We start from the raw sequence: 25,973 nt of genomic DNA on the forward strand, positions 1-25,973 counted from the left end.
CCCGCCCAGCCCTAGGCTGGCCGCATGGCCGCCGACGACACCGACCGGAGCACGCCGTCCCCGCTGAGCATCGCGCTCGCCTCGGTGCTCGAACGTGCGCGGCCCAAGACCTCGGGAGCCGTCGCCTCGTACATCCCCGAGCTCGCACTCGAGGACCCCGACCAGCTCGGCATCGCCCTCGCGAGCGTGCGCGGCACCGTGCACGAAGCGGGCGACAGCGACGCCGAGTTCACGATCCAGTCGGTGTCGAAGCCGTTCGTCTTCGCCCTGGCGCTCGAGCAGTCCGGTCTCGCCGAGGTGACCAGGCACGTCGGCCTCGAACCGAGCGGCGAGCCGTTCAACGCCATCAGCCTCGACGAACACACCGGCCGGCCACTGAACCCCATGATCAACGCGGGCGCCATCGTGACGAGCTCGCTCGTGCGCGGCGACCGGGCCGACGAGAAGTTCTCGGTCATCAGTGCCGGGCTCTCGGCATTCGCCGGTCGTTCGCTCGACGTCGACGAGGCCGTCTTCGCCTCCGAGCAGGCGACCGGCGACCGCAACCGCGCGCTCGCCTACCTCGCACGATCGGCCGGAACGCTCGCCTCGACCGCCGAGGTCGCCACCACCGCGTACTTCCGCCAGTGCTCGCTCACCGTCACGGCCCGCGACCTGGCCATCATGGCCGCGACGCTCGCGAACGGGGGCGTGAACCCGATCACGCGCGAGCGCGTCGTCAGTGAGGACGTCGCGCGCTGGACCACCGCGGTCATGACGAGCTGCGGCATGTACGACGCCTCGGGCGAGTGGCTCGTGCGCGTGGGACTTCCGGCCAAGAGCGGCGTCGGCGGCGGCATCGCCGCGCTCCAGCCGGAGCAGTTCGGCATCGGCACGTTCAGCCCCAGGCTCGACGCGCGCGGCAACAGCGTGCGCGGCGTCGCCGTGCTCGAGGAACTCAGCGAGCGGCACGGCCTGCACATGCTCGAGCACCGCGAGGCCCCGCTCTCCCCCATCGACGAGATCTCGGTCGGTGGCGCGAGCTCCGACGAGGTCGCCGGCGACGAGGTCGTCGCGATGCTCCGCGGTGACCTGAACTTCGGCAACGTCGAGGAGGTGCTCACCCGCCTCATGCCGCTGCTCGAGTCCGAGGGCCGGCTCGTGCTCGACTTCGGGGCCGTCACGCGCGTCGGCGCCCCCGCTGTGCGACTGCTGCTCTGGGCTGCGGATGCCGCGGGCCCGGCGCCCGACGGGCTCCCCCGCGTCGAGCTGCGCGACCCCGACGGCGTGCTCGACGTCGATCTCGCCGGCTGACGACCGGTCTTCTCCGCCTGCAGGTGTTCTTCTGCGCACGCACCCGTCGCCAACTGGTCCTCGATGGGACCGCGAGCCCTCGTCCCGAATGCCTCGAGGACTGAAAGCGCTGTTGCAGTACGCGTGCCCCTGCGGGCGTTTCCACCGGGCGGGGTAAACGGGCACCTCGTCACTCGCCTGGCTGAAGAGGATCATGCCGATGGCGAAAGCCTCCCACTACTCGACCGGCTTGCGGGCACATTGACTATCGATTCGTGATCGCGGCGACCGCTAGCATGCGGGAATGAGTACAACGCAGGCGGCCTCCGTCCCGACAAAGACCGTCGCGACACCGTGGCGCGGCTATGTCTGGGCGGCCGTCGGAGGCGTCATCGTGGTGCCATTCGTGCTCCTCTTCGCGTTCAACAACTATTCCGCACCCGACGACGCGGCGTTCGTTCGTATGGCCTTCTCGCAAGTCGCCGGCGGCACGATCGCCATCGCGATGATGTTCACCCTCGTCGCTGTGAGCGTGGTGAAGCGGACCAAAGCGGCAACGCCGGTGCTTGTCGTGGCTGCGCTCCTGGTCACTCAGTACGTGGCTATCTCGCTCTCAGCTGGAGCGGATTGGCTGCTTCAACATCTCGGCTAGCCCTGTCGCCGCAGAGCGATCCCTCAACAGGACCCCTCGATCAAGGTCGGTAATCCTCGAACTCCCAGTGGCCGAGTCGACCCAGGCGTTCCGCGATCTCGGCCCAGGTGTCTCCTTCCACGCACTCCACTCTCAGTGCGAGCCAGTCGTGGACGGCCCGCTTGTCGAACTCGTCGAGGTTGACGACTACGTGATGCCTAGCGTCATAGATACCACCGGCGGCGCTGCAAGCGCGGGCGAGCCATTCGGGCGTGCAAACGGTGATGTCGAAGCTCTCGTCGCCCGGGCCGTCAGTAGGGCCGACGATAAATCGAGCGTGGAGACTGAATTCTGTCGGCTCGGCGGAGAGGCTCGCCGGATCCGGCTCGAAGGCAAGGCTTCTCAAGGTCGCGCGCATGAGTCGATCGTGCCGCATGAAGTGGATGCGAGGGCGTCGACCATCCGATAGCCGGTCGCCCGCTGGACGATCGTCCAGCGGCCAAGCCTTCCTAGTAGTTGGGGCCGAGTTCGTCGCGTAGCCGGCTGGTGAGGCGCTCGAGGTGGTCGACGACCCCACTCAGGTCGCTGCCGTCGTCGTCGGTCGTGTCTACACTCATCCGCTGTCGCAGCGTCGCCACCGCTTCCGGGCCGATCCTGCCGGATAGCGTCATCACCCGCGCTGCATCGCAGAGCCGGGCGAGCATCCGAAGGTCTCTGACATCCAAGTTAGACGGGTCTCTCACGGGATCATCTTGCACGAGTCCAGCGACCCAGGACGCCAATTAGGGATCCCTACCGCGCACGAGCGGCTCAGAGCGATCGCGCGAAGTCCTGCAATTTCTGCAGGTAGGAGTGAACGGCTAACGGCCGCAGAGCGACTAGCAATATATGGAGCCGTATAGCGAATTGCTATACGGTTGTAGATATCCATATACAAGGGGGCCCGATGGATCCGGTTCGCAATCCTTACTCCCCTGGAGCCGGCCGCAAGCCTGCAGCGCTTGTAGGCCGGGATGAGTCATTGAAGGAATGGGCGACCACGCTCAAACGAGCCGAGGCTGGGCGCTCGAATCAGCCGTTTGTGCTGTACGGTCTCCGCGGCGTCGGTAAGACGGTCCTCCTTTCGGAGTTCCGTCGTAACGCGGCAAAACGGGACTGGATCGTCGCGCAGATCGAGGCCGGCTCTGGGAAAGCTTTGCGCGAACTGTTGGGTGAGGCCTTGTATGCGCCACTAGCCGACCTGGCCCGGCCAGCCGCAGGCCGCCGGCTCGTCAAAGCGCTCAAAACCGCCCTGAGCTTCAAAGCCTCCTACGACACAACTGGCACGTGGACTTTCGGTCTTGACCTGTCCGACGCTGCCGGCGGCGGAGCGGACACGGGCATCCTGGAGACTGACCTTCGAAAGCTCGTTGTGGACCTCAGCGATGCGGCTGAGGAGGAAGGCGTTGGTCTCGCCATCTTCATTGATGAAGCCCAAGACCTCGCCCCCGACGAACTGACAACCCTCTGCGCAATCGCGCATGCGGCAGCCCAAGACAACTGGCCGGTCGGATTTGCGTTCGCAGGGCTCCCCAGCTTGCCTCGGATGCTTGCCGAGGCAAAGTCCTACTCTGAGCGCTTCCATTACACACATGTGCGGGAGTTGCCTGCGGAGGCCGCGGCGGATGCGCTAGCCATCCCGGCAGCTTCGGAAGACGCCGACTGGGAGGACGACGCAGTGGATCTAGTCGTCGAGGCCTCAGGCCGCTATCCGTATTTCCTGCAACAGTTCGGGCAAGACACCTGGAATGTTGCCGTTGGCCCCGTCATCACGGTTCGGGACGCGGAGCTCGGCGTTGCGAAGGGGAACAACCAGTTGGACAACGGGTTCTTCCGCGCCAGGTGGGATCGCGCTACTCCAGCCGAGCAGCAGTACCTCCGGGCGATGGCTTATGACGGTGACTCAGGAAGCCAGTCGGGTGCGGTCGCCGATCGGCTCGGCCGAGCGGGGACAAGAAGCCTCGGCCCCACTCGCGCCAATCTCATCAACAAGGGATTGATCTACGCGCCAGAGCACGGCGTCGTGGCGTTCACTGTCCCGGGCATGCCCGCGTTCATTAATCGGCAGGCGGACCTCTGAGAGACGTAGTCGTCGAGCGAACCGCTCAAGGATCCGCTATCGGACAAACCGAGGCGAGCGAGCCACCCAGTTCCGTCGCAGGATGCCGAATCTCTAGCCATGGCTCAACGCCCTGACCGGGCTGGGCTGTAGCACGGCGCGCGGCAATGACCTCTAATCTGGCAACGTGACGATGCTGACGCCGACGACCGCTCGGGCATTGTGGCTGGCACTCCTCGAAAACGCAGCGCGGATCGTCATCGATGCAGACGCCCTGTTCCCATCACCACGCGCGCAGGCACTTATTGTCCTTGCGCAGGAGGAAGTGGGCAAGGCGGTCTGGGTGTCTAAGTCGTTCCGGGACGCTTGGTACCACGGTGACGAGACGCCGCGTGAGGTGCCCCAACTGAGTGAAAAGGCAGCTAACCACCTCGCAAAACTCATAGCGGCCGCAGATTTCGGGACCGACTTCGTCGAGGTCCCGGGCAATACGGAGCCTGTAGAGATTGAACTAGTGAAAACCCATGCTCCCGAAATGCTCGACGCCTATCTGAAGAGGCTCGCCAAGGAGGACAACGAGGCCAAGATGAGTGGCTTCTACGTCGATCTCCGAGCGGACGGGTCCTTCACGGTGCCGCATGCGATCGAAAGGCCACTCTTGCGGTCTCAGATTTGGGAAACCGCCGACATGCTCCAGTGGTTCCTGAGCGAAGACCACCTTCTAGCCAGCATTACGGGCAAACCGGTCTCCTCGACCAAGGAAGTTGAGTCACTGCTCACAGTTGTCCTGGCACACGGACCGGGCGACGGACTCTGAGTATCAGCGGCGCTGACTCAGATGTCGGAGCTGCACCAGCTGGTCAGCTGGCACCCGCGCCTCGGGCCGAGCCCCGTCATTATGAATGCCCGGTGAGCGATCCGCCTCCGGGCGTCCGGTCGACGACCGGCATGCGAGCTTGTCGTGAAGGCGCCACCGGCCCGCTAACGTCAGGGTATGGAACGGTGGAACGGATTGACGATCGACGCCGGGGAACTCCGGGAGGTGTTCGAAAGGTTGATCACTCATCTGGAGCAGACACGAGGCGCGTCTGTCACCCTGCACGAGGACTACTTCTACTCGATGCCATACCCGGAAATCTACGACGTGACGACGCCACCGCCGTCGCCGACGATCGGTCAGCTCACCGAATCGTGGGCCAACCTCCAAGGCACCAAAGACATCGACGCCACCGTCACGTTCGAACTGGTGTGGCTAGGCGACCTTCTCAAGGCGCTCGGGCACTTGGCGTAGGTGGTCCACATCCCGACGAATGGATTCGCCCCGTGACTCTTCGAGGTTCGTACCCCGGTATCTCAGGTGAGACGAAGTCGTTGTGTGCATCCACGTTTTTGACCGGAGCCGCCCGGTTCTCTACGTGACCCGCCCAGATGGAGACTGGTGCGCACTCTGTGGAGACGATCATCTAAACGACGCGGGCTCGTACCGAGTCGTCGGTATCGGGCACCTGATCACCTACGACCCAGCGGTGGTGGAGGTCCTGGATCTGGCCCCAAACCAGGAAGCGGAACGTGCGGCGGTTGGGGAGCCGTGGACTCGATCAGAGTTCTGATGCCACCTGACTGTCGAGCCGTGAGATGCGGCCACAACTCTCGGACGACCACGGATCGAACGTTGGGTTACGTTATCCGCGGATCGATGACCGATCGCTTAGCGAGATTCGGGGCGCGTGCTTCAGACGCGCGCTCTCCAGAAGGTTGGTCGCCACCAGTACAGAGAGGTGAGGTCTTCCGGCCAAGGTGTGGTGGAGGGCCACTCCGTCTCGAAGGAATCCAGCCGAGTGTCGATCGCTCGCCATGCCCGCTCGCGGGCCTCGGCCGGTGTCGCATCGCGGACCATTCCAACGAAGCGTTCCTCCATCGCGCCGAGCGTTGAGTAGTTCCGTTGGCTCTCAACGAGAGAGGTGCGGTTTGCGCCTCCCGCAAGGTTGGGCCACCTCAGTTGGATGGCATCGTCTTCCCAGTAGCAGACATCGCAGATCTCGTAACTCCCCGGAGGTTCGCTGAAGAGCAAGTGGCCACAGCATGGGCACGGGAATCGAAGACTGGTTGCAACCACGAAACCAAGAGTGAGCGCTCGGTTCGGACAGCGTCAAGTGGGAGCGTTGCGGAGAGATCGGCCCGCAGATACTCGAGAGGTCACGGGTTCAAGCACCGACTGACGTCGTGTCTACCGACTAGCGTCGACGGCCAAGCACTAGAAGCAGGATGCCGGTCGCTAGGAGCACCAGCCCGCTCAACCACACGAAAAGGACGAGAACGGTATTCCAGGACCCAATGTCGGCGATGGGTAGGCGTCCTTGGCTGGCGTAGAACGTAGCGATCAGGGCGGGCCCACCGATGAAGCCGAGAGCTCCGAAGATAAGGAGCGTGAGACCCCAAGCAGCGAGTGCTGCACTCCGTGTCGCCGTCGCAGCGGATGGGTCCATAGGGCTGAGGAGAGCGCCGGCGCGCCGGAACTCGAAGCCGTCGAGCACCCGCCATCGGCTGGCGGTTGCGTCGTTGGACGATCCATGAGCGGGCGCCCGCAGGCGGATCTGGTGCGAAGATTGGCGGCGAGAGGAGACGGGTCGATGGAACTAAGTGGTTCGCTGTGGGATCTGACCCCGCTGAAGGCAATCGGGATGGCGTCGATCTCCATCTTCGCGATCGCTGTCGGCGTTTTGGTCGCCACTCAGCGTTCGAGGATACGTACCCGGTTTGCTGATGCTTGGGGTGGCGGCGGGGCGTTGCCCGCGCTCGTCGTGGTGCTCGGGGCACGCTCTTCCTCCTCGCTGGGATCGGGATCGCCGCATTCCTCGTTGTTCTCGTGGTCCTCAACGGATGAGGATTCCAGACCTCAGCCCTCTCTCGCCATCGGGGTCGAAGTTCAATGCCGTGTTTTGCGGGGCCATGGCGTTGATCGGCGTGTTGACGGCACTTTCTGGCGCATCCTTCGGATGGGCGGTAGCTGGAGCCTTTGGTGCTCTCGATCTCGTGTTCATCGCGATGGCTGTGTGGGTGCACCGTTCTGAACCTCATTGAATGGTTCATTCCAGCTAGCCGAAGACAGCTGATTGTGCCGTGGTCCGACCGCCCGCGGGCGGATCCTCCTAGGAGCATGGAGCGACACCTGCAGTAGGTTGATCGCCATGAGAGCAGTCGATACTGCCGCGTCAAACCATGACCGCCCGGCGATCGACCCAGCAGACACCAACAGCATTGCCAGGGTCCGGTGGTATCGACGCCGAGCGCCGGCCGATTTCGACCGTTTCCTCCGCGGCGTCTGGTGGACCGGGCACGGGCAACTCTTCATCGCCGCAGGACTCCCAGTCATCGCCGTCATCTTCGTCGGCGTCGGCGTCGGGTTCGCGAACCGTGAGATGACTTGGTGCGGAGTGTTCGCCCTGGCGATGGCTGTCCCGTTCTGGTATTCCGGGATGCTCCTTCGCGGCACCGCCGGGTTTCTCCCGCCTGGGCCGGGCCGGCTCAACGTCTTCCAATGGGTCGAACGGGTCGTGGTCCTTGCGATTGTCGTTCTGACCATTGCGTTCATCGCGATCGTCGGCGTCATCTTCGCAGTCTTCGTGATCTGGCAGGTCGTGGCGGCGGCCTCAGTCGGCCTGCACTAAGCGTTCAGCCGATGCGACAACCGATGTCCTATAACTGGATCGCTGATCGGACAGGCGCAAGCGGATCGGTTTGCGCGCAGCTACAGACTCACTCTCAGTTGTGGCCGGCAGTACCGGCGCCAGCCTGACTGTCGAGAGACGGGTAAGACCCTTGTCAAAGGGCCTTCCTGAGAAGAAGCGAATTGCCGTGGACTTCGTCGTCCTCATGCTCACCTGTGCTTTCGAAACCCAGTTTCTCGAGAACGCGCAGCGACGCCCCGTTCCACGCTCGAACGGTCGAAGCAAGGTGCCGGTATCCAAGCGCACGTGCCCGATCGACGACCGCACCGGCAGCCTCGGTCGCATACCCGTGATTCCAGAACTCTCGAAGGAACTCGAACGCAAGCTCGGGCTGCTCAGGGCGGCCGACGGTGTTCTCGATGAGCCCGCAATATCCGAGATCAGTCTCAGTACCTTTCAATCGCACGACGAGCAGACCGGGCGCCGGCACTTGCTCGTACTTTCGTGACCAGACCTGCAACTCAGCGACGCTGGGATGACCGTCACGGGTGAGGCGGCGGTGAGCGGGAACGCGAGGATCGCGTTCCGCCCAAAGCTGACGGTGAAACGGAGCGTCCGCGATCTGCCACGACCTCAGCAGCAGACGCTCGGTCTCAATGACCGGCATGGTCGACGGTGCATCGTCCCGATCCATGCGGCAATTCTGGCAGGCCGGCCTTCCGTCCCCAGCATTGCATCCGTCACCAGACGTCCGAAAGCCGACCGGCTACTTGTGATGAGATGAGCCCGTGTTCTCTCACGCACAGGTCGAAGCCGTTCGAGCCGCCTTCTCATTGGCCGGGTACGACGGGGTGCTCCGGGTTATGCCGCCGAGTTCTAGTTTCAGCGATCGAGTCTTCGTGATCCCCGCCGAACATCAGCCGCTCTCAGGAGACGAGCACCTTCTCGAAAAGGTTCTCTCCGCCGTCCTCGGTTTGCCCGCACTCGTCACTACGGACGTCGGCGCCCCCAGCGAACCATTCGATGCGGGTCGCTAGGGTCTCGCTCGCCGATCCCTCGGCGAAACAGTGCCACGATCGGCGTGCTGGTCGCACGTGCATCTAGGCTCGCGTCATGATTCAGTCCGGGCGCGCCTCACTGACGGTCGTGTCGAGGGAGACCGAACCCACGCTCATCTCCGAGATCCTCGGCCTGGAACCGACGAGCATGAAGCTCCGAGGTTCCGCGAGCCGTTCTGGTCGGCTGTTGGACCACAACGTGTGGACAATGGACATCGACCACAGTCGCAACACGGAAGACGACCAGACAGGGACTCGAGCGCTGCGTGAACTCGTCGCAGCTGCCCGCCCGGGAGTCGGTCAGTTTCAGCTCCCTTCAACGGACTGTTCTGCGAGGATCTGGTGGTCCGCGGACTCTGACTCAACGCAAGGCGGCTTTGTACTTCCCGTCGAGCTCGCTGCAGGGATCGCCGAGCTCGGTGTTGACGTCTACGCGACCGTCTACCTCGACGATGGTTCGAACAGCGGCGAGTGACCCTCGCGCACCCGCAGGCGGATCTGCACGCGGGCCGTCCGGTCGACGACCGTTGGTGGGCGCCGAAAGCCTGGTGGACGCGTGGTGCGAGTTCTAGCATGGCGCTGGTTGATGCCGTCAGAGCAACCGGGGGTGCGCGATGGACGACACGATGGATCGTGACGGCGACAAGGCCGATGAGCAGGTGGTCGAGGACTTCGCGGGGTGGGTGTTCGACAGGTTCCTCGGCGGGATGGAGACGCTCTCCATCCATATCGGTTCCAGCCTTGGGCTCTACGCGGCGCTCCGCGGTGCGCCGGCCACGGCGGCCGAGCTCGCCGCGCGGACCGGCATCGATCAGCGGTACGCGCGCGAATGGCTCGAGCAGCAGGCGACGGCGGGCATCCTCGACGTCGACGGCGAGGGCGACGACCTGAGGTTCCGTCTGCCCGCCGCGCAGGCTGAGGTGCTCACAGACCGCACGTCTCTCGGGTATTCCGCACCGCTGGCGGACATGTTCGCCGCGGTCGCGCTGCGAGTGCCAGACCTCACGGACGCCTACCGGTCGGGTCGAGGCGTTCCGTGGGCGGCGTTCGGCGCTGCCGTGCGCGATGGTCAGGGCGACATCAACCGTCCGTGGTTCGAGAACGTGCTTGCGAACGCGCTCGCATCCGTCCCGCGGGTGCACGAGGTGCTGTCGCGACCGGATGCCGGGATCGCCGATGTCGCGTGTGGTCACGGGTGGTCGACGATAGGTCTTGCCCGGGCGTACCCGGATGCAATCGTCGACGGGTTCGACATCGATGCCCCCGCCATCGAGGCGGCACACGAGCATGCCGCAGGGCTCGAGAACGTGACCTTCTCCGAGCTTCGAGGAGAGCAGCTCGCCGACGAGGGCGAAGACCGCTACGACGCCGCGTTCGTCTTCGAAGCACTGCACGACATGCCGGACCCCGTCGCCGTCCTCTCCTCGATCAGGCGCGCGGTCCGATCCGACGGTGTCGTGGTCGTGATGGACGAGGCCGTCGCCGAGACGTTCTCGCCGCCCGGCGACGACATCGAGCGGGCGATGTACGGATACAGTCTGCTGATCTGCCTCCCTGACTCGATGTCGATACCGGACTCCGTCGCGACCGGCACCGTCATGCGACATCCGACCCTTGAGCGCTACGCACACGAAGCAGGCTTCTCGGCAGTCAGTATTTTGCCGATCGACGGGTTCGCCGCCTTCCGGTTCTACCTGCTCGAGCGCTGAGCACCTCCCAGCCCGCACCGAGGTGCCGCAGTGCACCCGCCGGGCGACGCTGTGCGTGGTGACCAGGCTGTCAAATCGCTTCCGAGTTGAACCCCCTCGATGACGCCGGCCGGAGCGTAGACGCCAGCTGACAGGCTCGGGATCATTCCGCCGAGTCCGTCTGGCTCGAACTCGACGCCGCTCGTCGCCAGCAGGGCTGCCACCGCATCGAGCGGCTCGCCGAGCAGCTGCACACGCTCGCACGCGATCCGCGCCGGCTCGAGGAATTCCATCATCGTCACGACGCCCGCGGCAGAGTAGGTGACGATCACACCGATCTCGATGAAGTGGTCGGATTCCTCGCTCAGCGGCGTCCGACGAAACGTTCGGTATGTGCCGAGCGTCCGTCTGATCTCGACACGATCCTGGCCAAGACTCGCGACGCTGGTCGAACGCGAGCTGATGATCTGAATCGTCATATCTGCAACCGCGCAATCACTTGGAGAGTGGCTCCCTTTGGGATGCAGGATGCGCGGTCAGCCGATTCGTTGCAGGAGCAGATCGGACGCCATCGACAGGACCACAACTGAGTACTGGATGACGAGCAGTGCCGCGACGATGAGAACAGGCGTCGCTGCCCTGGTGCGCCGGATCAAGCTCAGGGCGACCAGGGCCAGCATTGTCACGATCGCGATCGTGCTTCCAGCTACTTGCGCGAACGCCATCCGCACGAATGCGGCGTCATCTGGTGCTGCATAGGAATTGAAGGCGAGCCCGAGCGCCAGGGGCACGACCACCACACCGACGACCGCTGTCCAGATGTAGCCGCGCCACGGCTTGACGACGCTCCGCGGTGCATCAACGTCGGTGCGAACTGCGCTCATGACCGAATGTTAGCGGCCATCTTGAGGGGAATTCCGCGGCGGCGGTGTTCGAAAGAGCGTTCAGCGGCCATGACCTCGGCCTTCCGCCGGTGTTCTCTGGCGAGGGAACCTGGGACGCGACATCGGCCATCAACGTGAGGATCGTCTACGAACTTGCGGCCGCGGCAGACCGCATCAGCGGTGATCGCGCGTGCGGATCCTGCACTGGGCCAGGCACGTCCCACGTCGTCGCAAAGGTAGCGTTGAGCTTCCGAGCGGGTTGCTCTGGGATCGAGGAGGAGCGTCGATGGGGTCTCGGGTCTGGAAGCTGTCGGCCGTCGGGCTGCTCATCGTGGCGATGAGTGGATGCACCGCAGGCGACGGCCCCGGAGAGGGCTCGTCGACGACCGGGGGCGGCATCGAGATGGCCGTCTCTCAGACGTGCACTGCGGGATCCGCGGCGGAGTGCGTCTCGGTGCACGGCGAGTACGTGATGGTCGTCGAATCGGACTTCGTTCACGCCGGCGTCGAAACGGCGGAGGCCGTTTCGGATGGCAGCACCGATGCGGTCGACGTGACGTTCGACGAAGACGGAGCGAGCGTCTTCCAGACGCTGACCGCTGAGGCCGCCCGATCCGCGGGCACCGCACGCCTGGTGATCAAGGCGGGCGATGAGGTGCTGTCTGCCGTCACGGTGGTCGAACCGATGCAGGGCGATACCGCCGTGATCGCCCTCCCGTCGGGCGTCGACCCCGATGAGGTGGCTGCGGTGATTCGCGGCTCATCGTCGGACGACGCCGGCCGCTCGGCGAACTGACGCGGACCACCGCCAGTGCCCGTCGACCCGCGGACGCCGGCCCGCGGCATCCGCCCCACGGGCAGAGGAGACGCGCGAACCGCGCCTACTCGGCCTCGGGGTTGCCGGCCCACCAGCCGAGCGTGTGGTGGATGTGCCGGTGCATGAGGGCGCGTGCAGCGGCCGCGTCGCCGTCGGCGAGGTGTTGCAGCAGCTCGAGGTGCTCAGCGGCGGACTCGTCGAGCGCCTTCGTCTCGAGCATGTCGGAGAGGCCCACGAGCCGGGTTCGCGAGCGCAGGTCGGCGACCGTGTCGACGAGCAGGCCGTTGCCGAGCAGGCGCGTGAGCGCGAGGTGGAAGGCCAGGTCGGCCTCGAGGTAGGCGCGCAGGTCGCCCGTGCTCGCGCCGACGACGATCTGCTCGGCGAGCGCCTGCAGCCCGGGCAGCTGCTCGGCCGGGAAACGACGCGCGAGCTCCTCCATCGCGGGCGGCTCGAGCAGTTGGCGCACCTCGACGATCTCGCGCAGCACCTCGGGACTCACGGTCGTGACGCGGAAGCCCTTGTTGCGCACGGGCTCGACGAACCCGCGGCTCTCGAGGTCGAGCATGGCCTCGCGCACGGGCGTGGCCGAGACGTCGAACTGGGCGGCGAGCGTCGGCACGGTCAGGAGTTCGCCCGGGGCGAGCTCGCCCGAGATGATCGCCGCCGACAGTGCCTGCTCGACCCGCGCGCGCAGGCTCAGCTGCGGTTCGACGGGGCGGATCGCCGTGACGGCCATCTCGATGTCCTCTCTGTCGGCGGGGTCTCGCACGCCGGGGTCGAGCGCGCCGTCGTGCCGCGCCTCGGCGTCGCCGTACCGGTCATTGCGCACGCATCCACGCCTCGATGCCGGCCGCGTCGATCGGCAGCGCGGCCGACAGCACGTCCGAGCCGTCGGCCGTGACCAAAATATCGTCCTCGAGGCGAACACCGATGCCCCGCAGCTCGGGCGGCAGGGTCGTGTCGAACGCGTGGAAGTAGAGGCCGGGCTCGACGGTGAGCACCATGCCGGGGGCCATCGCGGCCTGCTGGTACGCCTCGTAGCTCGAGTGCGCGCAGTCGTGCACGTCGAGCCCGAGGTGGTGGCCGACGCCGCAGACGAGGTAGCGGCGATGGTGCTGCCCCTCGGGCGAGAGCGCCTCGTCGACCGAGACGGGCAGCAGGCCCCAGTCGGCGAGCCCGTTCGCGATGACCTCCATCGAGGCGGTGTGGAAGTCGCTCCACGGGCGGCCGGGGCCGACGGCCGCGAGTCCGGCGCGATGCGAGCGCTCGACGAGGTCGTGCACCTCGCGCTGGGCGGTGCTGAACGTGCCGGAAGCCGGGAACGTTCGCGTGACATCCGCAGTGTAGAAGGTGCGGTTCTCGACGCCCATGTCGAGCAGGAGCAGCTCGTCGCGCTTGACCGGGCCGTCGCACCGCACCCAGTGCAGGGTCGGCGCGTGCTCGGCCGAGCCGACGATGGTCGAGTACCCGGGGCCGTTGCCGAACGTGCGCGCATAGCGGTCGAACGTGCCCTGAAGCCAGCGTTCGCCGCCCCACTCGATCGCGTTCGGGATCTCGCGGATGACGCTGCGGAACCCCTCGACCGTCGCGTCGACCGCGCGGCGCAGCTCGCCGATCTCCCAGTCGTCCTTGATCATGCGGAGTTCGGAGAGCACCCGCCCGAGCTCCGTCGAGCGTCGGATGCCGCGGAGGGCCGCATGCCCCGAGTTCGCCGTGCCGAACAGCAGCACGTCGTCGCTCGGCCGCACGAGGTCGTCGAGACGCTCGAGCGGCTGCGCCTCGAGGTCGAGCGCCGCCGCCCAGTCGGACGCGTCGGGCGCCGATCCGACCCAGAGCTCGCCGTGGGCTGCGTCGCCGAAGAAGTCGGGGTTGCCTGGGTAGGCCGGGGCGGGCACGAACAGGGTGGCGTCGTGGCCCGACCCCGCGGGCGTCAGCACGACGACGGCGTCTTCGGCGGAGCATCCGGTCAACCAGAAGAAGTCGCTGTCGGGGCGGAAGTCGTAGTTGGTGTCGTTCGCGCGCACGGGCGCCCGGCCGGCCTCGACGACGATCGTGCGACCCGGCAGCGCCGCGCTCAGCCTGGCCCGGTGGGCCGCGGAAGCCGCGGCGACGCCCGGTTCGACGGGCGGCGTGCGGTCGGGGGCGTCCCATCCGGTGGCCATGTACTCGAGGAACGCCGGCACCTCGCGCAGGCGCGGCAGACGCGGATCGCGGGTCGCGGGCACCGGCATCGAGGAGGCCGAGGGGGTTCCGGTGGGGTGCTCGTGCGTGAGCGCGCCCGGTTCGTTCATCGTGGGATTCTCCTTCGACTCCTCGGTGTAATGGGTGACATACTACGCTGCGGCGGCGCACGACGCTCGCGGAGTCGGGGATCAGTCGTCCAGCAGGTGGAGACCCGTCGTCGAGCCGGTGAGGATCAGTCGTCGAGCAGCCGCTCGAAGAGCACGTGATCCTGCCAGCGCCCGGCGATGCGCAGGTAGCGGTGCGCGAGGCCGATGCGCCTGAACCCGTTGCGTTCGAGCACGGCCTGCGAGGCGGCGTTGTGCACGAGGGTGCCGGCCTGCACGCGGTGCAGCCCCGCCCGGCGCGCGGCGTGCAGGGCGACGCCCACCGCCGTGGTCGCGAGGCCGCGCCCGGTGAACGCGCCGTCGATCCAGTAGCCGAGGTTCGCGTTCTGGAACGCACCGCGCACGAGGTCGGAAAGGTTGATGCGCCCGATGATCACGGGCTGCTCGGTCGCGCCGGTCGCGACGGTCGTGCCGGTCGTGCCGGTCGTGCCGGTCGTGCCGTCGACGAGCACCAGCGGGATCGCCGTGCCCGCATCGACGCGATCGAGCAGCGCGAGCACCTCGCGCTCGTGCGTGGCGTCCTTGAAGAACGACTCGGCACGCTCGGGCTCCCACGGCGCGAGGTGCTCGCGGTTGCGCCGGTAGGCCGCGGCGAGCGCCGGCCCGTCGCCCGCGGCGAGCGCGCGCACGACGATTCCGTCGCCGAGTTCGACCGGTTCGAGCATCGCGCGCCACCTCTCGTCGGCCACGGACACCTCGACGAGACGGGGGTGCGGATGCCGCGTGGCAGCGAACCACGCTAGCAGCAGGCCTTGCGGCCCACCGCGGCATCCGCCCGATCGAGGAGGTACCCGCAGGGCCTCCCACGCGAGCGCCCGCCGACGTAGCGTGGACGCATGGGAGACGTGCGCGCAGACATCCGGGAGTTCCTGAGCTCCAGGCGCGCCCGCATCACGCCCGACCAGGCCGGGCTCCCGGCCTACGGCGGCAACCGGCGCGTACCCGGCCTCCGCCGCGAGGAGGTCGCGATGCTCGCAGGCGTCTCCGTCGACTACTACGTGCGCCTCGAGCGCGGCGACCTGGCCGGCGCATCCGAGAGCGTGCTCGACTCGCTGGCCCGCACGCTGCAGCTCGACGACGCCGAGCGCGAGTACCTGTTCGACCTCGCCCGCGCGGCCGGGCCCGCCCCGCGACGCGCGTCGAAGGCGAAGCCCTCGGTGCGTCCGGCCGTGCTCCAGGTGCTCGACGCCTTCGGCGACGCCCCCGCGTGGGTGCGCAACGGCCGGCACGACATCCTCGCCGCGAACCGCATGGCGCGCGCGCTCTACTCCCCCGTCTTCGACGACCCGCGGCGGCCCGTGAACACGACCCGCTTCGCCTACCTCAACCCCGCGGCCCGCGAGTTCTGGCGCGACTACGACCAGATCACGCACGACGCCGCCGCCATGCTGCGCCTCGAAGCCGGGCGCAACCCCCACGACCCCGAGCTCATCAAGCTCGTCGGCGAGCTGTCGACGCAGAGCGAGCTCTTCCGCGAGCGCTGGGCGTCGCGCGACGTGAAGTTCCACCGCAGCGGGCGCAAGCGGCTGCACCACCCCGTGGTCGGCGACCTCGACCTCGACTACGAGTCGATGGATCTGCCGAGCGAACCCGGCCTCGTGCTGAACGTCTACACGGCGCCCGCCGGGTCGACGTCGGCCGATGCGCTGGCGCTGCTCGCCTCGTGGGCCGCCACGAACGAGGCCGTCCTGGCGGAAGCCGCACCCACGGCACCCACGGCACCCACGGCACCTCAGCCTGCCTCGCCGGCCGAGTAGCCGCGCACGCACGAGTAGCCGCACGCACGGGAGGAGTTCGGCGCGAGCGGAGGACGTTTCCCGCGAAACGTTCCTCCCCTGCCGCCCAACGCCTCCCACGAGGGCGAGCGGAGCGAGCGGATGCCGCGGGCGGCCCGGAACCTACGGCGCCGGGTACTCCTCGGCCGTGAGCTGCTCGCCCCACTCGGTCTCGGGCTCGCCGCCGCCGGGCGCCTCCCACAGCGCGAGGTGGCACATGAAGTTCTCGGCAGTGGCACCGTGCCAGTGCCATTCGCCGGCGGGCGTGTACACGGTGTCGCCGGGGTGCAGCTCGATGAGCTCCTCACCTCGGCTCTGCACGTAGCCCAGCCCCTCGGTCACGTGCAGGGTCTGGCCGACGGCGTGCCGGTGCCAGGCGGTGTGCGCTCCGGGCGTGAATCGAACGAGGTTCAGCCGGGTGCGCGAGGGCTCCTCGCCCGCGTAGTAGGCGTTGAAGTAGACGTCGCCGGTGAACCAGGCCTCGGGGCCCTTCACGGTCGGCGTCTTGGGTTGCATGCGAGTGCTCATGGTGTTCTCCCTGGTGGTTCGGTGTTCGAGGGCGGATGCCGGTGGCCGGCCCTCAGAGCCCGACGGCGGCCATGCCGGCCTCGTCGTAGCGGTTGCCGGCGACGCCGAGGCGGTCGACGAGCGCGTCGAGGTCGGCGATGTCGTCGGCCGAGAGGGCGATCGCGGTCGCTCCCGCGTTCTCGTCGATGCGCTCGCGTCGGCGCGTTCCCGGGATCGGCACGATGAACGGGTGCTGCGCGAGCAGCCACGCGAGCGCCACCTGCCCCGGCGTCGCGCCGCGGGTCTCGGCGAGCGCGCGCACGTGGTCGACCAGCGCCTGGTTGGCGAGCAGGTTCTCTCGCTCGAACCGCGGCACCCGCGCGCGGATCTCCCCGGCACCGAACGTCGCGTCGGCCGCGACGGCCCCGGTCAGGAATCCCTTGCCGAGCGGGCTGAACGGCACGAACCCGATGCCGAGCTCGGCGCACGTCGGCAGCACCTCGGCCTCGGGGTCGCGGGTCCAGAGGGAGTACTCGCTCTGCACGGCCGTGACCGGGTGCACGGCGTGCGCGCGGCGGATCGTGCCCGCCGCGGCCTCCGAGAGCCCGAAGTGGTGCACCTTGCCCTCGGCGACGAGTTCGCCGACGGTGCCGGCGACGTCCTCGATCGGCACCTCCGGGTCGACGCGGTGCTGGTAGAAGAGGTCGAGCGCGTCGACGCCGAGGCGCCGCAGCGAGGCATCCGCCACCCGCCTGATCTGCTCGGGGCGGGAGTCGACGCCGCGCATCTGCCCGTCGACGAGGTTGAAGCCGAACTTCGTCGCGACGACGACCTGGTCGCGTATGGGCGCGACGGCCTCGCCGACGAGCTCCTCGTTCACCCAGGGCCCGTAGACCTCGGCGGTGTCGATGAACGTCACGCCCTGTTCGACGGCGTAGCGCAGCACGCCGATCATGTCGTCGCGGTCACCGGGGTTCGGCCCGTAGCTCATCGACATGCCCATGGCGCCGAGTCCGACGGCCGACACCTCGAGTCCCTGGCCGAGTGTGCGTGTGTGCATCAGTTGCTCCTTCGTTCGGTGATCCTTCTCGTGTTCGGATGTCGCTGCAAGGCCGTGCGGTCCGCAGAGGCCCGACCGGGACATCCGCCCTCAGAACGCGACCATGACCTTCAGCGCCTCGCGGGCGTCCATGGCTGCGTAGGCGGCGGGCACGTCGTCGATCGAGACGGTCCGGTCGAACACGCGGCCGGGGTCGAGGTCGCCGCGCAGCACCTGCCCGATCGCGTCCTCGAGGTAGGCGCGCACGGGCGCCGGTCCGCCGGTGAGGGTGGCATTCTTGCCGAAGAGCGAGCCGAAGCCGATGGGCGCCGACTCGTACTGCGGCACGCCGACGCGCGAGATGACACCGCCCGGGCGCACGATGCCGTAGGCCTGCTCGTAGGCGGGCATGTGGCCGACGGCCTCGAGCACGACATGACTGCCTTCACCGCCCGTGAGTTCGAAGACCTTCGCGATGCCCTCCGCGCCGCGCTCGGTGACGACGTCGGTCGCGCCCCACTCGACGCCGAGGTCGGTGCGCGCGGTGTGGCGACCCATGAGGATGATGCGCTCGGCACCGAGCCGCTTCGACGCGAGCACGGCCGAGAGGCCGACCGCACCGTCGCCGATGACCGTGACCGTCTTGCCGGGTTCCACCCTGCCCATGTGCGCGGCGTGGAAGCCCGTGAGGTAGACGTCGGAGAGCGCGAGCAGCGATGCGAGGAGCGACTCGTCGGCGGTCGTCGGGTCGACGCCGGGCACGACGACGAGGCTGCCGTCGGCCTGCGGGATGCGCGCGAGCTCGGCCTGCAGGCCGCCGTTCGCGCCGCCGTACCATCCGCCGTGCACGCAGGAGGTCTGGAAGCCCTCGCGGCAGAACACGCAGGTGTTGTCCTGGAAGGCGAACGGCGCGATGACGAAGTCGCCGGCCTTGACGGTCGTGACGGCGGAGCCGACCTGTTCGACGACCGCGATGAGCTCGTGGCCCATCGCCGTGCCGTGCTCGCCGTGCGGCATCGAGTGGTACGGGTGCAGGTCGCTGCCGCAGACGCAGGACCGCACGGCACGCACGATCGCGTCGGTGTCGTGGCGGATGATCGGGTCTGGAACGGTCTCGACGCGAACGTCGCCGGCGCCGAACATGAGGGTGGCTTTCATGTGTTCCATCACACGCTCGTCGGCGTGCGCACGGGAGTCCCTGCCGAGACCGGTACTCCCAGACCCTGCCTCAGGCCGCCCGGTCGGAGGATCATGGGCGACGGATGCCGCGAAAGGACCATCATGAGCACCTGGACCCCCGAAGAACTCACCGCCCTCGACCGCGCCGGCGAGATCCGCGTCGCGGGCCGCCGCGACGACGGATCGCTGCGAACGCCCGTCATCATCTGGCACGCCGTCGTCGACGGATCCCTCTACGCGCGCTCGGTGCGCGGACCGGAGGGCGGCTGGTACCGCGGCGTGACGCGCAACTCCGAGGGCACCGTCAGCTGGGGCGGGCAGACCCGCGACGTCACCTACACGCGCGACGACTCGCACGACGCCGCGCTCGACGACGCCTACTTCGCGAAGTACGGCCGCGGCTCGGCGACGCAGTCGCTCATGAAGCCCGAGGTCAAGGCGACGACGCTGCGCATCGACCCGAAGTAGCGCGCGCCTCGCGCCCGGATCAGGCCGGCGTCGCCTCGATGCGCCCCGCCGCGATCGCGGCCGTGAAGGCGGCGTAGTCGAGGTCGTTCTGGTCGGCGTACGCCTCGGCGAAGGCCGAGATCGACTCGTCGAACACATCGGAGGTGCCGAGGTAGGCGGCGAGCTGCACGCGGTCACCGCTCCGCCCGTGCGCTCGGGCGAGGGTCTCGCCGCACACCCTCGCGTAGAGCGCGGCGCCCCGCGGAACCATGACCTCGGGGTCGAGCGAGCCCTTCCAGTCCTTGAGCTGGCGGATGTAGAAGTCCCGCTGCACGCCGCTGTCGTCGGGATACCCGCGCTGCCACCCGAGGAAGATGTCGCTCGACGCCTGCATGACCCGCTGGCCCCGCACGACGCGCTCGCCGTGCTCCTCGTACTCACTGGCGCCGAGGAACCGCTCGAGCACCGAGGCCTGCGCCTCCTTCGCCTGCAGGAAGATCGGGTCGGCGTCGTCGCGCCCCTTCAGCAGCACGACCCATGTGCGGGTGCCGACGCTGCCGACTCCCGGCACCGTGCGCGCCATGTGCACGTACGAATACTCCGCGATCGGATGCCGGTCGGTGGTGAGCGTGCGCTGGTAGGCGTGCAGCGCCGCCTGCATCTTCGACTCGGTCTCCTCGTGGTCGACGGTCGCGATGTCCTCGACAGGAACGATGAGCGGCGGATCCGCGGCGATCCGCATGCGGCCGCCCTCGGTCGTGACGAGCTTCGAGAAGACCTTCATGCGGTCTTGGGTGAACGCCTTGGCGACGACGGACTCGAACCGCTTCATCTGCTTCTTGCCGAGGTGGTCCTGGTCGACCGCGCGACGCACGAGCTCCTGAACGTGCTCGACGGGAACCGTGTCGTACCAGGCGTCGAGCACCGAGGCCCCCGCCGATCGCAGGATCTGCTCCCGGTACCCGCGCACCGCCGCGAGACGGGCGGTGCGGCGATCGTCGTCGTCGAACCCGCGATGGCGGGCAGCGATCTCGATGCTCGCGACGAGGCGCTTGACGTCCCATTCGAACGGCCCGGGCAGGGTCTCGTCGAAGTCGTTGATGTCGAACACGAGCCTGCGCTCGGCCGAGCCGAACACGCCGAAGTTCGACAGGTGCGCGTCACCGCAGAGCTGCACGGTGATGCCGCTGTCGGTCGCGGCATCGAGGTCCGCGGCCATGATCACCGCGGCGCCGCGGTAGAAGGTGAACGGCGAGACGCTCATGCGCGCGTGCCGCAACGGGATCAGCAGCGGGTCGCGCGTCTCGGCTTGGGCCTCGAGCAACGCGACCGGATCAGGCCTCGTCGAGGTCGGCTCCCACGTCGCGTGACTGCGCCGCGGGGTGTGCGCACGGGCCGCCCGCCCGGACTCGCGTCGCGCGTCGAAATCCTCGGACTTCGGATCCAGCCGTGCCGTCGCCGCGCGGTCGCGGGCCCGGTCGCTCATTACCCCACCGCCTCGGGCTCGGGCCGGTCGACCGGGACGCCGGCCCCCGCCGCATCGGCGGAGGCCGCGGCATCCGTCGACGCGATCGAACCGGCGGTACGGAGGAACACGATGAGCCAGGCGAAGATGAGCGCGAAGGCGACGAGCTCGACCGCGGTGAGGTTGTAGTAGCCCGAGAGGAAGAAGACCGCCAGCACGATGATGACGGCGACGAAGACGTAGCCGAGCAGGAGGAAGACCCGCGGCATCGTCGGCACGAGCGACCGCAGCGCGATCACGAGCACGACGTAGACGATCGCCATGCCTGTCGCCGAGAGGTTGTGGATCTCGAGGAACTCGTCGACCGGGAAGATGCCCACGCACGCGAGCATCACGCCCATGACGATGAGCGCCAGCCGAACGAGGTTGCGCCCGCGCAGCTCAGCCGGCGTGCGCGTCGGCAACCAGGCCGTCGCGTAGTGGGCGACCGTGGTCACCATGACGCCCGCGATGATGAGCGTGAGGTTGAAGGTCAGCGCCGAGATGTCGTCGCTGATGCCGAGCGTGCTGAGGTTCTTCTGCCACCAGAGCGGATCGCTCGCGCTCAGCGTGCTCGCCAGCGTGCCGACGACGAGGAACGCGGCCAGCACGATCGACAGCACCATCGGTGTGATGTTGACCGCGGACAGGAACGAGGCGTAGGCGGTGATCGCCATGACCGCGCCGACGAGGATCGCCGCCGTCACCGAGTAGAGCAGGGCCCCCTCGAATCCCGCGGCGAACACGGCGGCGAGCCCGACCCAGCCCAGCAGGGCGATGATCGCGTGCGCGAGGCTCAGCGCGGCGACGTCGAACCAGTGCAGGCGCCGCAAGGTGGGAGCCCCCTGCTGAGCGCGATCGGGCCCCAGCCGTTGCGTCCTCCGCAGCACGCAGCCGAACAGGAAGGCGAGCAGTGCCGCGATGGCCGCGCCGATCGCGGCGGCATCGCCGAAGGAGCCTCGACCAGAGATCGGCAGGTCCCGTCCCCAGAACAGGAACAGCCCGGGCACCGCGCCGAGCACGAACGCGCCCGCACCCACGAGCAGCGCGGTGGATTCGCGAGCCTCTGCATCGCCGATCGGGCGACGGAGAATTCGGGCGAGGGATGTCGACTGCGTCATCGGGCACCTCCAGCGGAATGAGCGCGCCCGGAGGCGAGTGCGCTCCCTGCTCGGAGCGTACCGCCACGAGGGTGTCGAGCAGAAGATGCCGCGTGCGGTTCACCCAGGATGGCCCGTTCGCGAACTCCTCAAGCGGTTCTCCCCGGAGTCTCGACGATGCGGCGTTCGGGCATGCCGAGTGCCTCGTTCGCGGCCAACCGGTACTCGAACGTGCCCGCACCGACCGCGTGCACGTCGCCGGTCGGGAGACGGATGTCGGCGCTCGTGTTCGAGGGCACGACGACCGTCACGAGCAGCTCGCCGTCGACGAACTCCCACGCACTGCGCACCTCGCCCGAGGGGCTCGCGTAGCGCGCCGACGCGGACGTCAGGCTGCCGCCGGGCACGGGCGCGATCGTGAAGTGCTGCGCCCCGTCGACGCGGATGCCCGCGACAGTGTCGAAGAGCCACTGGCAGACGGCGCCCGGCGAGTAGTGGTTCAGGCTCTCGGTGCCCTCCCAGTGCTCCCACACGGTGGTCGCGCCGGCCTCGACCTCGGCGAGCCAGCTCGGCGCCTGCGTGTTCTCGAGCATGCGGTACGCGACATCCGCCCGCCCGGCCTCGGTCAGCACCGGCAGCACGAACGGCGTCGAGAGGAAGCCCGTGCCGATGGTGTGGCCGCGGCTCTCGACGGCCTGCACGAGACGGCGTTCGAGGCGCTCGCGCACCTCGCCGTCGACGAGGCCGAGCGCGAGCGGGCGCACGAGCTTGGCCTGCCGGTCGGTGTCGATCGTGCCGTCGGCGAGGAAGAGGTGGGCATACGCCTGCTTCGCCCCGTCGGCGTACTCGGTGAAGCGCGCGGCGTCGGAGGTCTCGCCCAGTGCCGTCGCGATCTCGGCGAGGTGGGTCATCGTGTAGTGCAGGTAGGCGGTCGCCTCCTCGGGCCTGCTGGGCTGGGATCGGGCGGTCACCGGGTCGAGGAACTCCGCGGGCTCGAGCCACTCGCCGAGGTGCAGCCCCTTCTCGTAGACGAACCGGTTGTACGGGTTCGCGCGTGCTGCCGCGCGGTCCTTGTGGCCCGTGCGGCCGATCATGAAGTTCGCGTACGCGCGCATCATCGGGTAGAACTCGCGGATGAGCTGCTCGTCGCCGTAGCGCTTCCAGAACCGGTAGGGCACCAGCACCGCGGCATCCGCCCAGCCCACGGAACCACCCGTGGTGTCGTACATCATCGCGAGACCGCTGTACGGCACGACCGCCGACAGCTTGCCCGACTTCGCCTGGTTGTCGGCCAGGTCTCGCAGCCACTTGCGGAAGAAGGCCGCGACGTCCATCAGCGAAGCCGCGGTGTCGAAGAACACCTGCGCGTCACCGGTCCAACCGAGGCGTTCGCGGGTCGGGCAGTCGGTGGGCACGTCGAGGAAGTTGCCCTTCATGCTCCACCGGGTGTTCTCGAGGAACCGGTTCACGGCCGGGTTCGAGCACTCGAACTCGCCGGTCTGATCCAGGTCGGAGTACACGGCGATCGCACGGAAGTCGGATGCCTCGAACGCGACGTCGGTCTCGATGAGCGCGTAGCGGAACCCGAACACCGCGAACTCGGTCTTGTACCGGTTCTCACCGTCGGCGCACGTGAAGTCGATCTCCTGCTTGGGCGTCGGCTGCAGCTCGCCACGGATGAGGCTCTTCTTCTCGGTGAGGAGGAGCATCTCGGTCGCCCGTCCGAACTCCGTGGCGGGCTTCTCGAGCTGGAAGTTGCCCTGCGTGAACTCGCCCGCCTCGTCGAGCGTTTCGCCGAGGCGCAGCTTCAGCTGCTGCCCACGCTCGGCCGTCACGGTGAAGCCGACGAAGCCCGCGATGTTCTGCCCGAAGTCGAGCACGCGGGCTCCCGACGGGGTTGTGATGAGGGTCGACCTGAAGACCTCCTGCTCGCGCGGCTCGACGTTGTCGGACGCCGTGGGCACGATGCCGGGCTTCACCACATGAGCCCTGCGGGCGTAGGTGGGCTCGAGGTTCGCATCGACGATCTCGCCGTCCTCGAGGTCGGCGAACCGCAGCGGGCCGTCGTTGCTCCATGCGAACGAGCCGTCGCTGTTCACGACTTCGCGCCGCCCGTCGACGTACGTGATCTCGAGCTGGGCCAGCAGTTTCGTCTGACGCCCGAACAGGTTCGTGATGCCATAGGCGCCGACCGATCCGCGGTACCACCCGTCGGCGAGACGGAACTCGAGCCGGTTCGCGCCCTGTTCCCCTGCGAGCAGGTCCGTCACGTCGTACGTCTGATACTGCAGGCGCTTCCGGTAGTCGGTGCTGCCCGGCGCAAGGCGGAACTCCCCCACCCGCCGGCCGTTCAGGTGCGCGTCGTAGACACCGCAGGCCGTTGCGTAGAGACGTGCTCGCGCCACCGGCCCGCGCGTGCGGAATCCCGTGCGGAAGCAGTCGACCGGATGCCGCGCGTGCTTCTTGAGGGCGACGTCGCCCGCGATCCAGGTCGCCGTCCAGTCCTGCGGGGCGAGCAGGCCGAGCTCGAACCACGTCGATGACGGCTCGCCCGCGGCATCCGTCTCGTCCCAGAGCTCGACCGACCACTCGACGCGGTCGCGGCTCGTGAGCTCGGCGCCGTCGTACGCGATGTGCGCCATGCGGTTCGAGGCGACCCTGCCGGAGTCCCACACCGTCTCGCCGTCGCGCGTCGCCTGCACGCGGTAGGCGGTCTGCTCGAGGCCGCCCTCGCAGTTCCAGGAGAAGCGCGGGCGGGCGATGCCGAGCCCGAGCGGCCGGTCGAGGTACTCGGTGCGGAGTCGGACGGCTCTCATGCGTAGTCCTCCGGGCTCCACTCGTCGAGCCAGTCGATGGTCGGGATGTCGCCGTCGAAGCGGATCGGCAGCCACACGTAGTCGGCGATGGCCGTGTTCTCGCCGTTGGCGAGCGACATGACGGCCGCGAGGTTCTCGGCTCCGGGCGGGCGCGGGGCGCCCTGCATGCGCGCGGCGATCGCGTCGAACACGTTCGGCAGGTCGTCGGGGAGCTCGGGCAGCCAGCGGTCGGCGAGCGCGATGTAGAGGTCCTGCTTGCCGGGGTGCTTGAACACCGAGCTGATCTGCGACCGGAACGACGTGCGGGTCTCGTCGCCCGGGTGGGCGTCGCCGAGCACGGTCCACGGTCCGTGCATCGCCTCGGCACTTGCGAACTCCGACGGATTGGGGAAGTACCCGGTCGTGCTCGAGGTCACGAGGTAGTGGCGACCGTCGCGCGTGAAGTGCGCGGGCGCCTCGCGGTTGAACGGCGGGCCGGAGTGGTGGAAGTGCACGCTGTGCTCCCCCGAGACATCCGTGTACTCGTCGGTGAGCTCGGCGACGACGAGGTCGGTGTGCACCTTCTCGAAGACGTAGTACGCGGTGCCGGTGGCCGGGTCGACCGTGAGGTCGAAGTCGCCGGCGTCCATGCCGAGGGGGCGCAGGCCCGTGCGCACGATCTCGTAGGGGCCGAGCAGGTCGTCGGCGACGAGCACGGTCGACGCCTGCGTGGCCTGCTCGTCCTCGCCCATGATCTTCAGCCAGCAGACGAACTTGCCGGTCGCATCGTTGAAGAGGATGTGCGGCCGATCCATCTTCTGCGCCGGATGCAGCGGCGAGGCCGGGTCGTCGAGCACCGGCGGGATGATCAACCCGCGGTCCTCCCAGTTGACCAGGTCGGTCGAGGTGTACGCGCGCACGCCCCAATGCCAGTTTCCGCTGCCCGGGGTCGTGTGCTCCTTGTTCTCGCCGTACCAGGTGAACGTGCCGTCGTCACCGGCGAAGATCGACCCGCCATGCGCCTGGATCCGCTCGCCCTTCGTGTCGAGCCACACCTGCCCGGGCCGGATCGTGGCCTGCCGGTCGAGTTGCTCGGCCTGCTCGGCCTGCTCGGCCTGCTCGGCCTGCTCGGCCTGCTGTTCGATCGTCATCTCGGCGTCTCC

27 protein-coding genes are annotated in these 25,973 nt (G+C 68.0%); 11 read left to right on the plus strand and 16 right to left on the minus strand.

Annotation, left to right across the window (positions count from 1 at the left end):
* The first annotated feature begins 24 nt into the window (after positions 1–24).
* Together glsA and GQR16_RS09845 are read left to right on the plus strand one after the other, a co-directional pair.
* Positions 25–1,293, plus strand: a complete 1,269-nt coding sequence (gene glsA, locus GQR16_RS09840; RefSeq protein WP_211373483.1) for a glutaminase A — start codon at positions 25–27, stop codon at positions 1,291–1,293.
* 283 nt (positions 1,294–1,576) lie between these two features.
* Positions 1,577–1,924 carry a hypothetical protein gene (locus tag GQR16_RS09845; protein WP_157414975.1) on the plus strand — a complete coding sequence of 116 codons (348 nt, stop codon included), beginning with the start codon at positions 1,577–1,579 and terminating at the stop codon, positions 1,922–1,924.
* A 40-nt stretch (positions 1,925–1,964) separates the two neighbouring features.
* Here GQR16_RS09845 and GQR16_RS09850 read toward each other — a convergent pair whose 3' ends face one another.
* Complete coding sequence (locus GQR16_RS09850; protein WP_170298453.1) at positions 1,965–2,321, minus strand: Imm8 family immunity protein; 357 nt, start codon at positions 2,319–2,321, stop codon at positions 1,965–1,967.
* 91 nt (positions 2,322–2,412) lie between these two features.
* On the minus strand, positions 2,413–2,607 hold the full coding sequence (locus GQR16_RS09855; RefSeq protein ID WP_157414977.1) for a hypothetical protein: 195 nt from the start codon (positions 2,605–2,607) through the stop codon (positions 2,413–2,415).
* A 242-nt stretch (positions 2,608–2,849) separates the two neighbouring features.
* On the opposite strand from GQR16_RS09855, the gene GQR16_RS09860 reads away from it, so the two are divergent.
* The 3 genes from GQR16_RS09860 to GQR16_RS09870 all read left to right on the plus strand — a co-directional run bounded on the left by GQR16_RS09860 (position 2,850) and on the right by GQR16_RS09870 (position 5,292).
* Positions 2,850–4,022, plus strand: coding sequence for an ATP-binding protein (locus tag GQR16_RS09860; protein ID WP_157414978.1), 1,173 nt, complete (start codon positions 2,850–2,852; stop codon positions 4,020–4,022).
* A gap of 172 nt (positions 4,023–4,194) precedes the next feature.
* Positions 4,195–4,818: an AbiV family abortive infection protein gene (locus GQR16_RS09865; RefSeq protein ID WP_246200739.1), complete on the plus strand. Its 624-nt coding sequence runs from the start codon at positions 4,195–4,197 to the stop codon at positions 4,816–4,818.
* 177 nt (positions 4,819–4,995) lie between these two features.
* Positions 4,996–5,292 carry a hypothetical protein gene (locus GQR16_RS09870; protein WP_157414980.1) on the plus strand — a complete coding sequence of 99 codons (297 nt, stop codon included), beginning with the start codon at positions 4,996–4,998 and terminating at the stop codon, positions 5,290–5,292.
* Between the two features lie 441 nt (positions 5,293–5,733).
* Here GQR16_RS09870 and GQR16_RS09875 read toward each other — a convergent pair whose 3' ends face one another.
* Positions 5,734–6,117 carry a CPCC family cysteine-rich protein gene (locus tag GQR16_RS09875; protein WP_157414981.1) on the minus strand — a complete coding sequence of 128 codons (384 nt, stop codon included), beginning with the start codon at positions 6,115–6,117 and terminating at the stop codon, positions 5,734–5,736.
* Positions 6,118–7,189: 1,072 nt separating this feature from the next.
* On the opposite strand from GQR16_RS09875, the gene GQR16_RS09880 reads away from it, so the two are divergent.
* Positions 7,190–7,669 carry a hypothetical protein gene (locus GQR16_RS09880; RefSeq protein ID WP_157414982.1) on the plus strand — a complete coding sequence of 160 codons (480 nt, stop codon included), beginning with the start codon at positions 7,190–7,192 and terminating at the stop codon, positions 7,667–7,669.
* Between the two features lie 154 nt (positions 7,670–7,823).
* Here the strand turns inward: GQR16_RS09880 and GQR16_RS09885 are convergent, their stop codons facing one another.
* Positions 7,824–8,363 (minus strand): GNAT family N-acetyltransferase, encoded by a 540-nt coding sequence (locus GQR16_RS09885; protein WP_246200702.1) that lies wholly within the window; start codon positions 8,361–8,363, stop codon positions 7,824–7,826.
* Between the two features lie 419 nt (positions 8,364–8,782).
* Here GQR16_RS09885 and GQR16_RS09890 point away from each other — a divergent pair, with 419 nt between their 5' ends.
* Positions 8,783–9,202, plus strand: a complete 420-nt coding sequence (locus GQR16_RS09890) for a hypothetical protein (RefSeq protein ID WP_157414983.1) — start codon at positions 8,783–8,785, stop codon at positions 9,200–9,202.
* A gap of 139 nt (positions 9,203–9,341) precedes the next feature.
* A complete protein-coding gene (locus GQR16_RS09895; protein WP_211373484.1) occupies positions 9,342–10,436 on the plus strand; it encodes a class I SAM-dependent methyltransferase in 1,095 nt (364 codons plus the stop codon).
* Here GQR16_RS09895 and GQR16_RS09900 read toward each other — a convergent pair.
* Both GQR16_RS09900 and GQR16_RS09905 read right to left on the minus strand, forming a co-directional pair.
* Positions 10,418–10,894 carry a hypothetical protein gene (locus GQR16_RS09900; protein ID WP_157414984.1) on the minus strand — a complete coding sequence of 159 codons (477 nt, stop codon included), beginning with the start codon at positions 10,892–10,894 and terminating at the stop codon, positions 10,418–10,420. The genes GQR16_RS09895 and GQR16_RS09900 overlap by 19 nt on opposite strands.
* A gap of 57 nt (positions 10,895–10,951) precedes the next feature.
* A complete protein-coding gene (locus GQR16_RS09905) occupies positions 10,952–11,299 on the minus strand; it encodes a hypothetical protein (protein WP_157414985.1) in 348 nt (115 codons plus the stop codon).
* Positions 11,300–11,753: 454 nt separating this feature from the next.
* Between GQR16_RS09905 and GQR16_RS09910 the strand changes: the two genes are divergently transcribed.
* The gene (locus GQR16_RS09910; RefSeq protein WP_157414986.1) at positions 11,754–12,095 is read left to right on the plus strand and encodes a SecDF P1 head subdomain-containing protein; all 342 of its coding nucleotides are present in this window, start codon (positions 11,754–11,756) and stop codon (positions 12,093–12,095) included.
* Positions 12,096–12,180: 85 nt separating this feature from the next.
* On the opposite strand, the gene GQR16_RS09915 is transcribed toward GQR16_RS09910, so the two are convergent.
* The 3 genes from GQR16_RS09915 to GQR16_RS09925 form a co-directional block, all read right to left on the minus strand.
* Complete coding sequence (locus tag GQR16_RS09915; protein ID WP_246200703.1) at positions 12,181–12,945, minus strand: GntR family transcriptional regulator; 765 nt, start codon at positions 12,943–12,945, stop codon at positions 12,181–12,183.
* Positions 12,935–14,407 carry an aminopeptidase P family protein gene (locus GQR16_RS09920; protein ID WP_343032905.1) on the minus strand — a complete coding sequence of 491 codons (1,473 nt, stop codon included), beginning with the start codon at positions 14,405–14,407 and terminating at the stop codon, positions 12,935–12,937. The genes GQR16_RS09915 and GQR16_RS09920 overlap by 11 nt, the downstream gene beginning before the upstream one ends.
* 125 nt (positions 14,408–14,532) lie before the next feature.
* Entirely contained in the window at positions 14,533–15,129 is a 597-nt protein-coding gene (locus GQR16_RS09925) for a GNAT family N-acetyltransferase (RefSeq protein ID WP_157415200.1), read from the minus strand.
* Positions 15,130–15,300: 171 nt separating this feature from the next.
* Between GQR16_RS09925 and GQR16_RS09930 the strand changes: the two genes are divergently transcribed.
* Entirely contained in the window at positions 15,301–16,221 is a 921-nt protein-coding gene (locus GQR16_RS09930) for a helix-turn-helix transcriptional regulator (protein ID WP_157414987.1), read from the plus strand.
* A 141-nt stretch (positions 16,222–16,362) separates the two neighbouring features.
* On the opposite strand, the gene GQR16_RS09935 is transcribed toward GQR16_RS09930, so the two are convergent.
* The 3 genes from GQR16_RS09935 to GQR16_RS09945 all read right to left on the minus strand — a co-directional run bounded on the left by GQR16_RS09935 (position 16,363) and on the right by GQR16_RS09945 (position 18,943).
* Positions 16,363–16,767: a (R)-mandelonitrile lyase gene (locus tag GQR16_RS09935; RefSeq protein ID WP_246200705.1), complete on the minus strand. Its 405-nt coding sequence runs from the start codon at positions 16,765–16,767 to the stop codon at positions 16,363–16,365.
* 52 nt (positions 16,768–16,819) lie between these two features.
* The gene (locus tag GQR16_RS09940; RefSeq protein ID WP_157414988.1) at positions 16,820–17,806 is read right to left on the minus strand and encodes an aldo/keto reductase; all 987 of its coding nucleotides are present in this window, start codon (positions 17,804–17,806) and stop codon (positions 16,820–16,822) included.
* Between the two features lie 90 nt (positions 17,807–17,896).
* Positions 17,897–18,943: a zinc-binding dehydrogenase gene (locus GQR16_RS09945; protein ID WP_211373494.1), complete on the minus strand. Its 1,047-nt coding sequence runs from the start codon at positions 18,941–18,943 to the stop codon at positions 17,897–17,899.
* A gap of 123 nt (positions 18,944–19,066) precedes the next feature.
* Between GQR16_RS09945 and GQR16_RS09950 the strand changes: the two genes are divergently transcribed.
* Complete coding sequence (locus GQR16_RS09950; protein ID WP_170298454.1) at positions 19,067–19,432, plus strand: DUF2255 family protein; 366 nt, start codon at positions 19,067–19,069, stop codon at positions 19,430–19,432.
* 19 nt (positions 19,433–19,451) lie between these two features.
* Here GQR16_RS09950 and GQR16_RS09955 read toward each other — a convergent pair whose 3' ends face one another.
* The 4 genes from GQR16_RS09955 to GQR16_RS09970 all read right to left on the minus strand — a co-directional run bounded on the left by GQR16_RS09955 (position 19,452) and on the right by GQR16_RS09970 (position 25,961).
* Positions 19,452–20,897: a DUF2252 domain-containing protein gene (locus GQR16_RS09955; protein WP_157414990.1), complete on the minus strand. Its 1,446-nt coding sequence runs from the start codon at positions 20,895–20,897 to the stop codon at positions 19,452–19,454.
* Positions 20,897–22,036: a DUF998 domain-containing protein gene (locus GQR16_RS09960; protein WP_157414991.1), complete on the minus strand. Its 1,140-nt coding sequence runs from the start codon at positions 22,034–22,036 to the stop codon at positions 20,897–20,899. Before GQR16_RS09960 ends, GQR16_RS09955 begins: the two co-directional genes overlap by 1 nt.
* A gap of 128 nt (positions 22,037–22,164) precedes the next feature.
* The gene (locus GQR16_RS09965) at positions 22,165–24,831 is read right to left on the minus strand and encodes a family 78 glycoside hydrolase catalytic domain (RefSeq protein WP_157414992.1); all 2,667 of its coding nucleotides are present in this window, start codon (positions 24,829–24,831) and stop codon (positions 22,165–22,167) included.
* On the minus strand, positions 24,828–25,961 hold the full coding sequence (locus GQR16_RS09970) for a family 43 glycosylhydrolase (RefSeq protein WP_157414993.1): 1,134 nt from the start codon (positions 25,959–25,961) through the stop codon (positions 24,828–24,830). The genes GQR16_RS09965 and GQR16_RS09970 overlap by 4 nt, the downstream gene beginning before the upstream one ends.
* Positions 25,962–25,973 lie beyond the last annotated feature (12 nt).

Source organism: Agromyces allii, assembly GCF_009749385.1.
Lineage (GTDB): Bacteria > Actinomycetota > Actinomycetes > Actinomycetales > Microbacteriaceae > Agromyces > Agromyces allii.

Excerpts from the sequence above, each read along its gene's own strand:
- GQR16_RS09865 (WP_246200739.1), top strand. The coding sequence starts at position 4,195 with ATGCTGACGCCGACGACCGCTCGGGCATTGTGGCTGGCACTCCTCGAA.
- GQR16_RS09890 (WP_157414983.1), top strand. The coding sequence starts at position 8,783 with ATGATTCAGTCCGGGCGCGCCTCACTGACGGTCGTGTCGAGGGAGACC.
- GQR16_RS09950 (WP_170298454.1), top strand. The coding sequence starts at position 19,067 with ATGAGCACCTGGACCCCCGAAGAACTCACCGCCCTCGACCGCGCCGGC.
- glsA (WP_211373483.1), top strand. The coding sequence starts at position 25 with ATGGCCGCCGACGACACCGACCGGAGCACGCCGTCCCCGCTGAGCATC.
- GQR16_RS09965 (WP_157414992.1), bottom strand. The coding sequence starts at position 24,831 with ATGAGAGCCGTCCGACTCCGCACCGAGTACCTCGACCGGCCGCTCGGG.
- GQR16_RS09920 (WP_343032905.1), bottom strand. The coding sequence starts at position 14,407 with ATGAACGAACCGGGCGCGCTCACGCACGAGCACCCCACCGGAACCCCC.
- GQR16_RS09870 (WP_157414980.1), top strand. The coding sequence starts at position 4,996 with ATGGAACGGTGGAACGGATTGACGATCGACGCCGGGGAACTCCGGGAG.
- GQR16_RS09885 (WP_246200702.1), bottom strand. The coding sequence starts at position 8,363 with ATGGATCGGGACGATGCACCGTCGACCATGCCGGTCATTGAGACCGAG.
- GQR16_RS09860 (WP_157414978.1), top strand. The coding sequence starts at position 2,850 with ATGGATCCGGTTCGCAATCCTTACTCCCCTGGAGCCGGCCGCAAGCCT.
- GQR16_RS09905 (WP_157414985.1), bottom strand. The coding sequence starts at position 11,299 with ATGAGCGCAGTTCGCACCGACGTTGATGCACCGCGGAGCGTCGTCAAG.
- GQR16_RS09850 (WP_170298453.1), bottom strand. The coding sequence starts at position 2,321 with ATGCGCGCGACCTTGAGAAGCCTTGCCTTCGAGCCGGATCCGGCGAGC.
- GQR16_RS09955 (WP_157414990.1), bottom strand. The coding sequence starts at position 20,897 with ATGAGCGACCGGGCCCGCGACCGCGCGGCGACGGCACGGCTGGATCCG.
- GQR16_RS09930 (WP_157414987.1), top strand. The coding sequence starts at position 15,301 with ATGGGAGACGTGCGCGCAGACATCCGGGAGTTCCTGAGCTCCAGGCGC.
- GQR16_RS09960 (WP_157414991.1), bottom strand. The coding sequence starts at position 22,036 with ATGACGCAGTCGACATCCCTCGCCCGAATTCTCCGTCGCCCGATCGGC.
- GQR16_RS09925 (WP_157415200.1), bottom strand. The coding sequence starts at position 15,129 with ATGCTCGAACCGGTCGAACTCGGCGACGGAATCGTCGTGCGCGCGCTC.
- GQR16_RS09900 (WP_157414984.1), bottom strand. The coding sequence starts at position 10,894 with ATGACGATTCAGATCATCAGCTCGCGTTCGACCAGCGTCGCGAGTCTT.
- GQR16_RS09855 (WP_157414977.1), bottom strand. The coding sequence starts at position 2,607 with ATGCTCGCCCGGCTCTGCGATGCAGCGCGGGTGATGACGCTATCCGGC.
- GQR16_RS09880 (WP_157414982.1), top strand. The coding sequence starts at position 7,190 with ATGAGAGCAGTCGATACTGCCGCGTCAAACCATGACCGCCCGGCGATC.
- GQR16_RS09970 (WP_157414993.1), bottom strand. The coding sequence starts at position 25,961 with ATGACGATCGAACAGCAGGCCGAGCAGGCCGAGCAGGCCGAGCAGGCC.
- GQR16_RS09845 (WP_157414975.1), top strand. The coding sequence starts at position 1,577 with ATGAGTACAACGCAGGCGGCCTCCGTCCCGACAAAGACCGTCGCGACA.
- GQR16_RS09895 (WP_211373484.1), top strand. The coding sequence starts at position 9,342 with ATGGACGACACGATGGATCGTGACGGCGACAAGGCCGATGAGCAGGTG.
- GQR16_RS09940 (WP_157414988.1), bottom strand. The coding sequence starts at position 17,806 with ATGCACACACGCACACTCGGCCAGGGACTCGAGGTGTCGGCCGTCGGA.
- GQR16_RS09945 (WP_211373494.1), bottom strand. The coding sequence starts at position 18,943 with ATGAAAGCCACCCTCATGTTCGGCGCCGGCGACGTTCGCGTCGAGACC.
- GQR16_RS09935 (WP_246200705.1), bottom strand. The coding sequence starts at position 16,767 with ATGAGCACTCGCATGCAACCCAAGACGCCGACCGTGAAGGGCCCCGAG.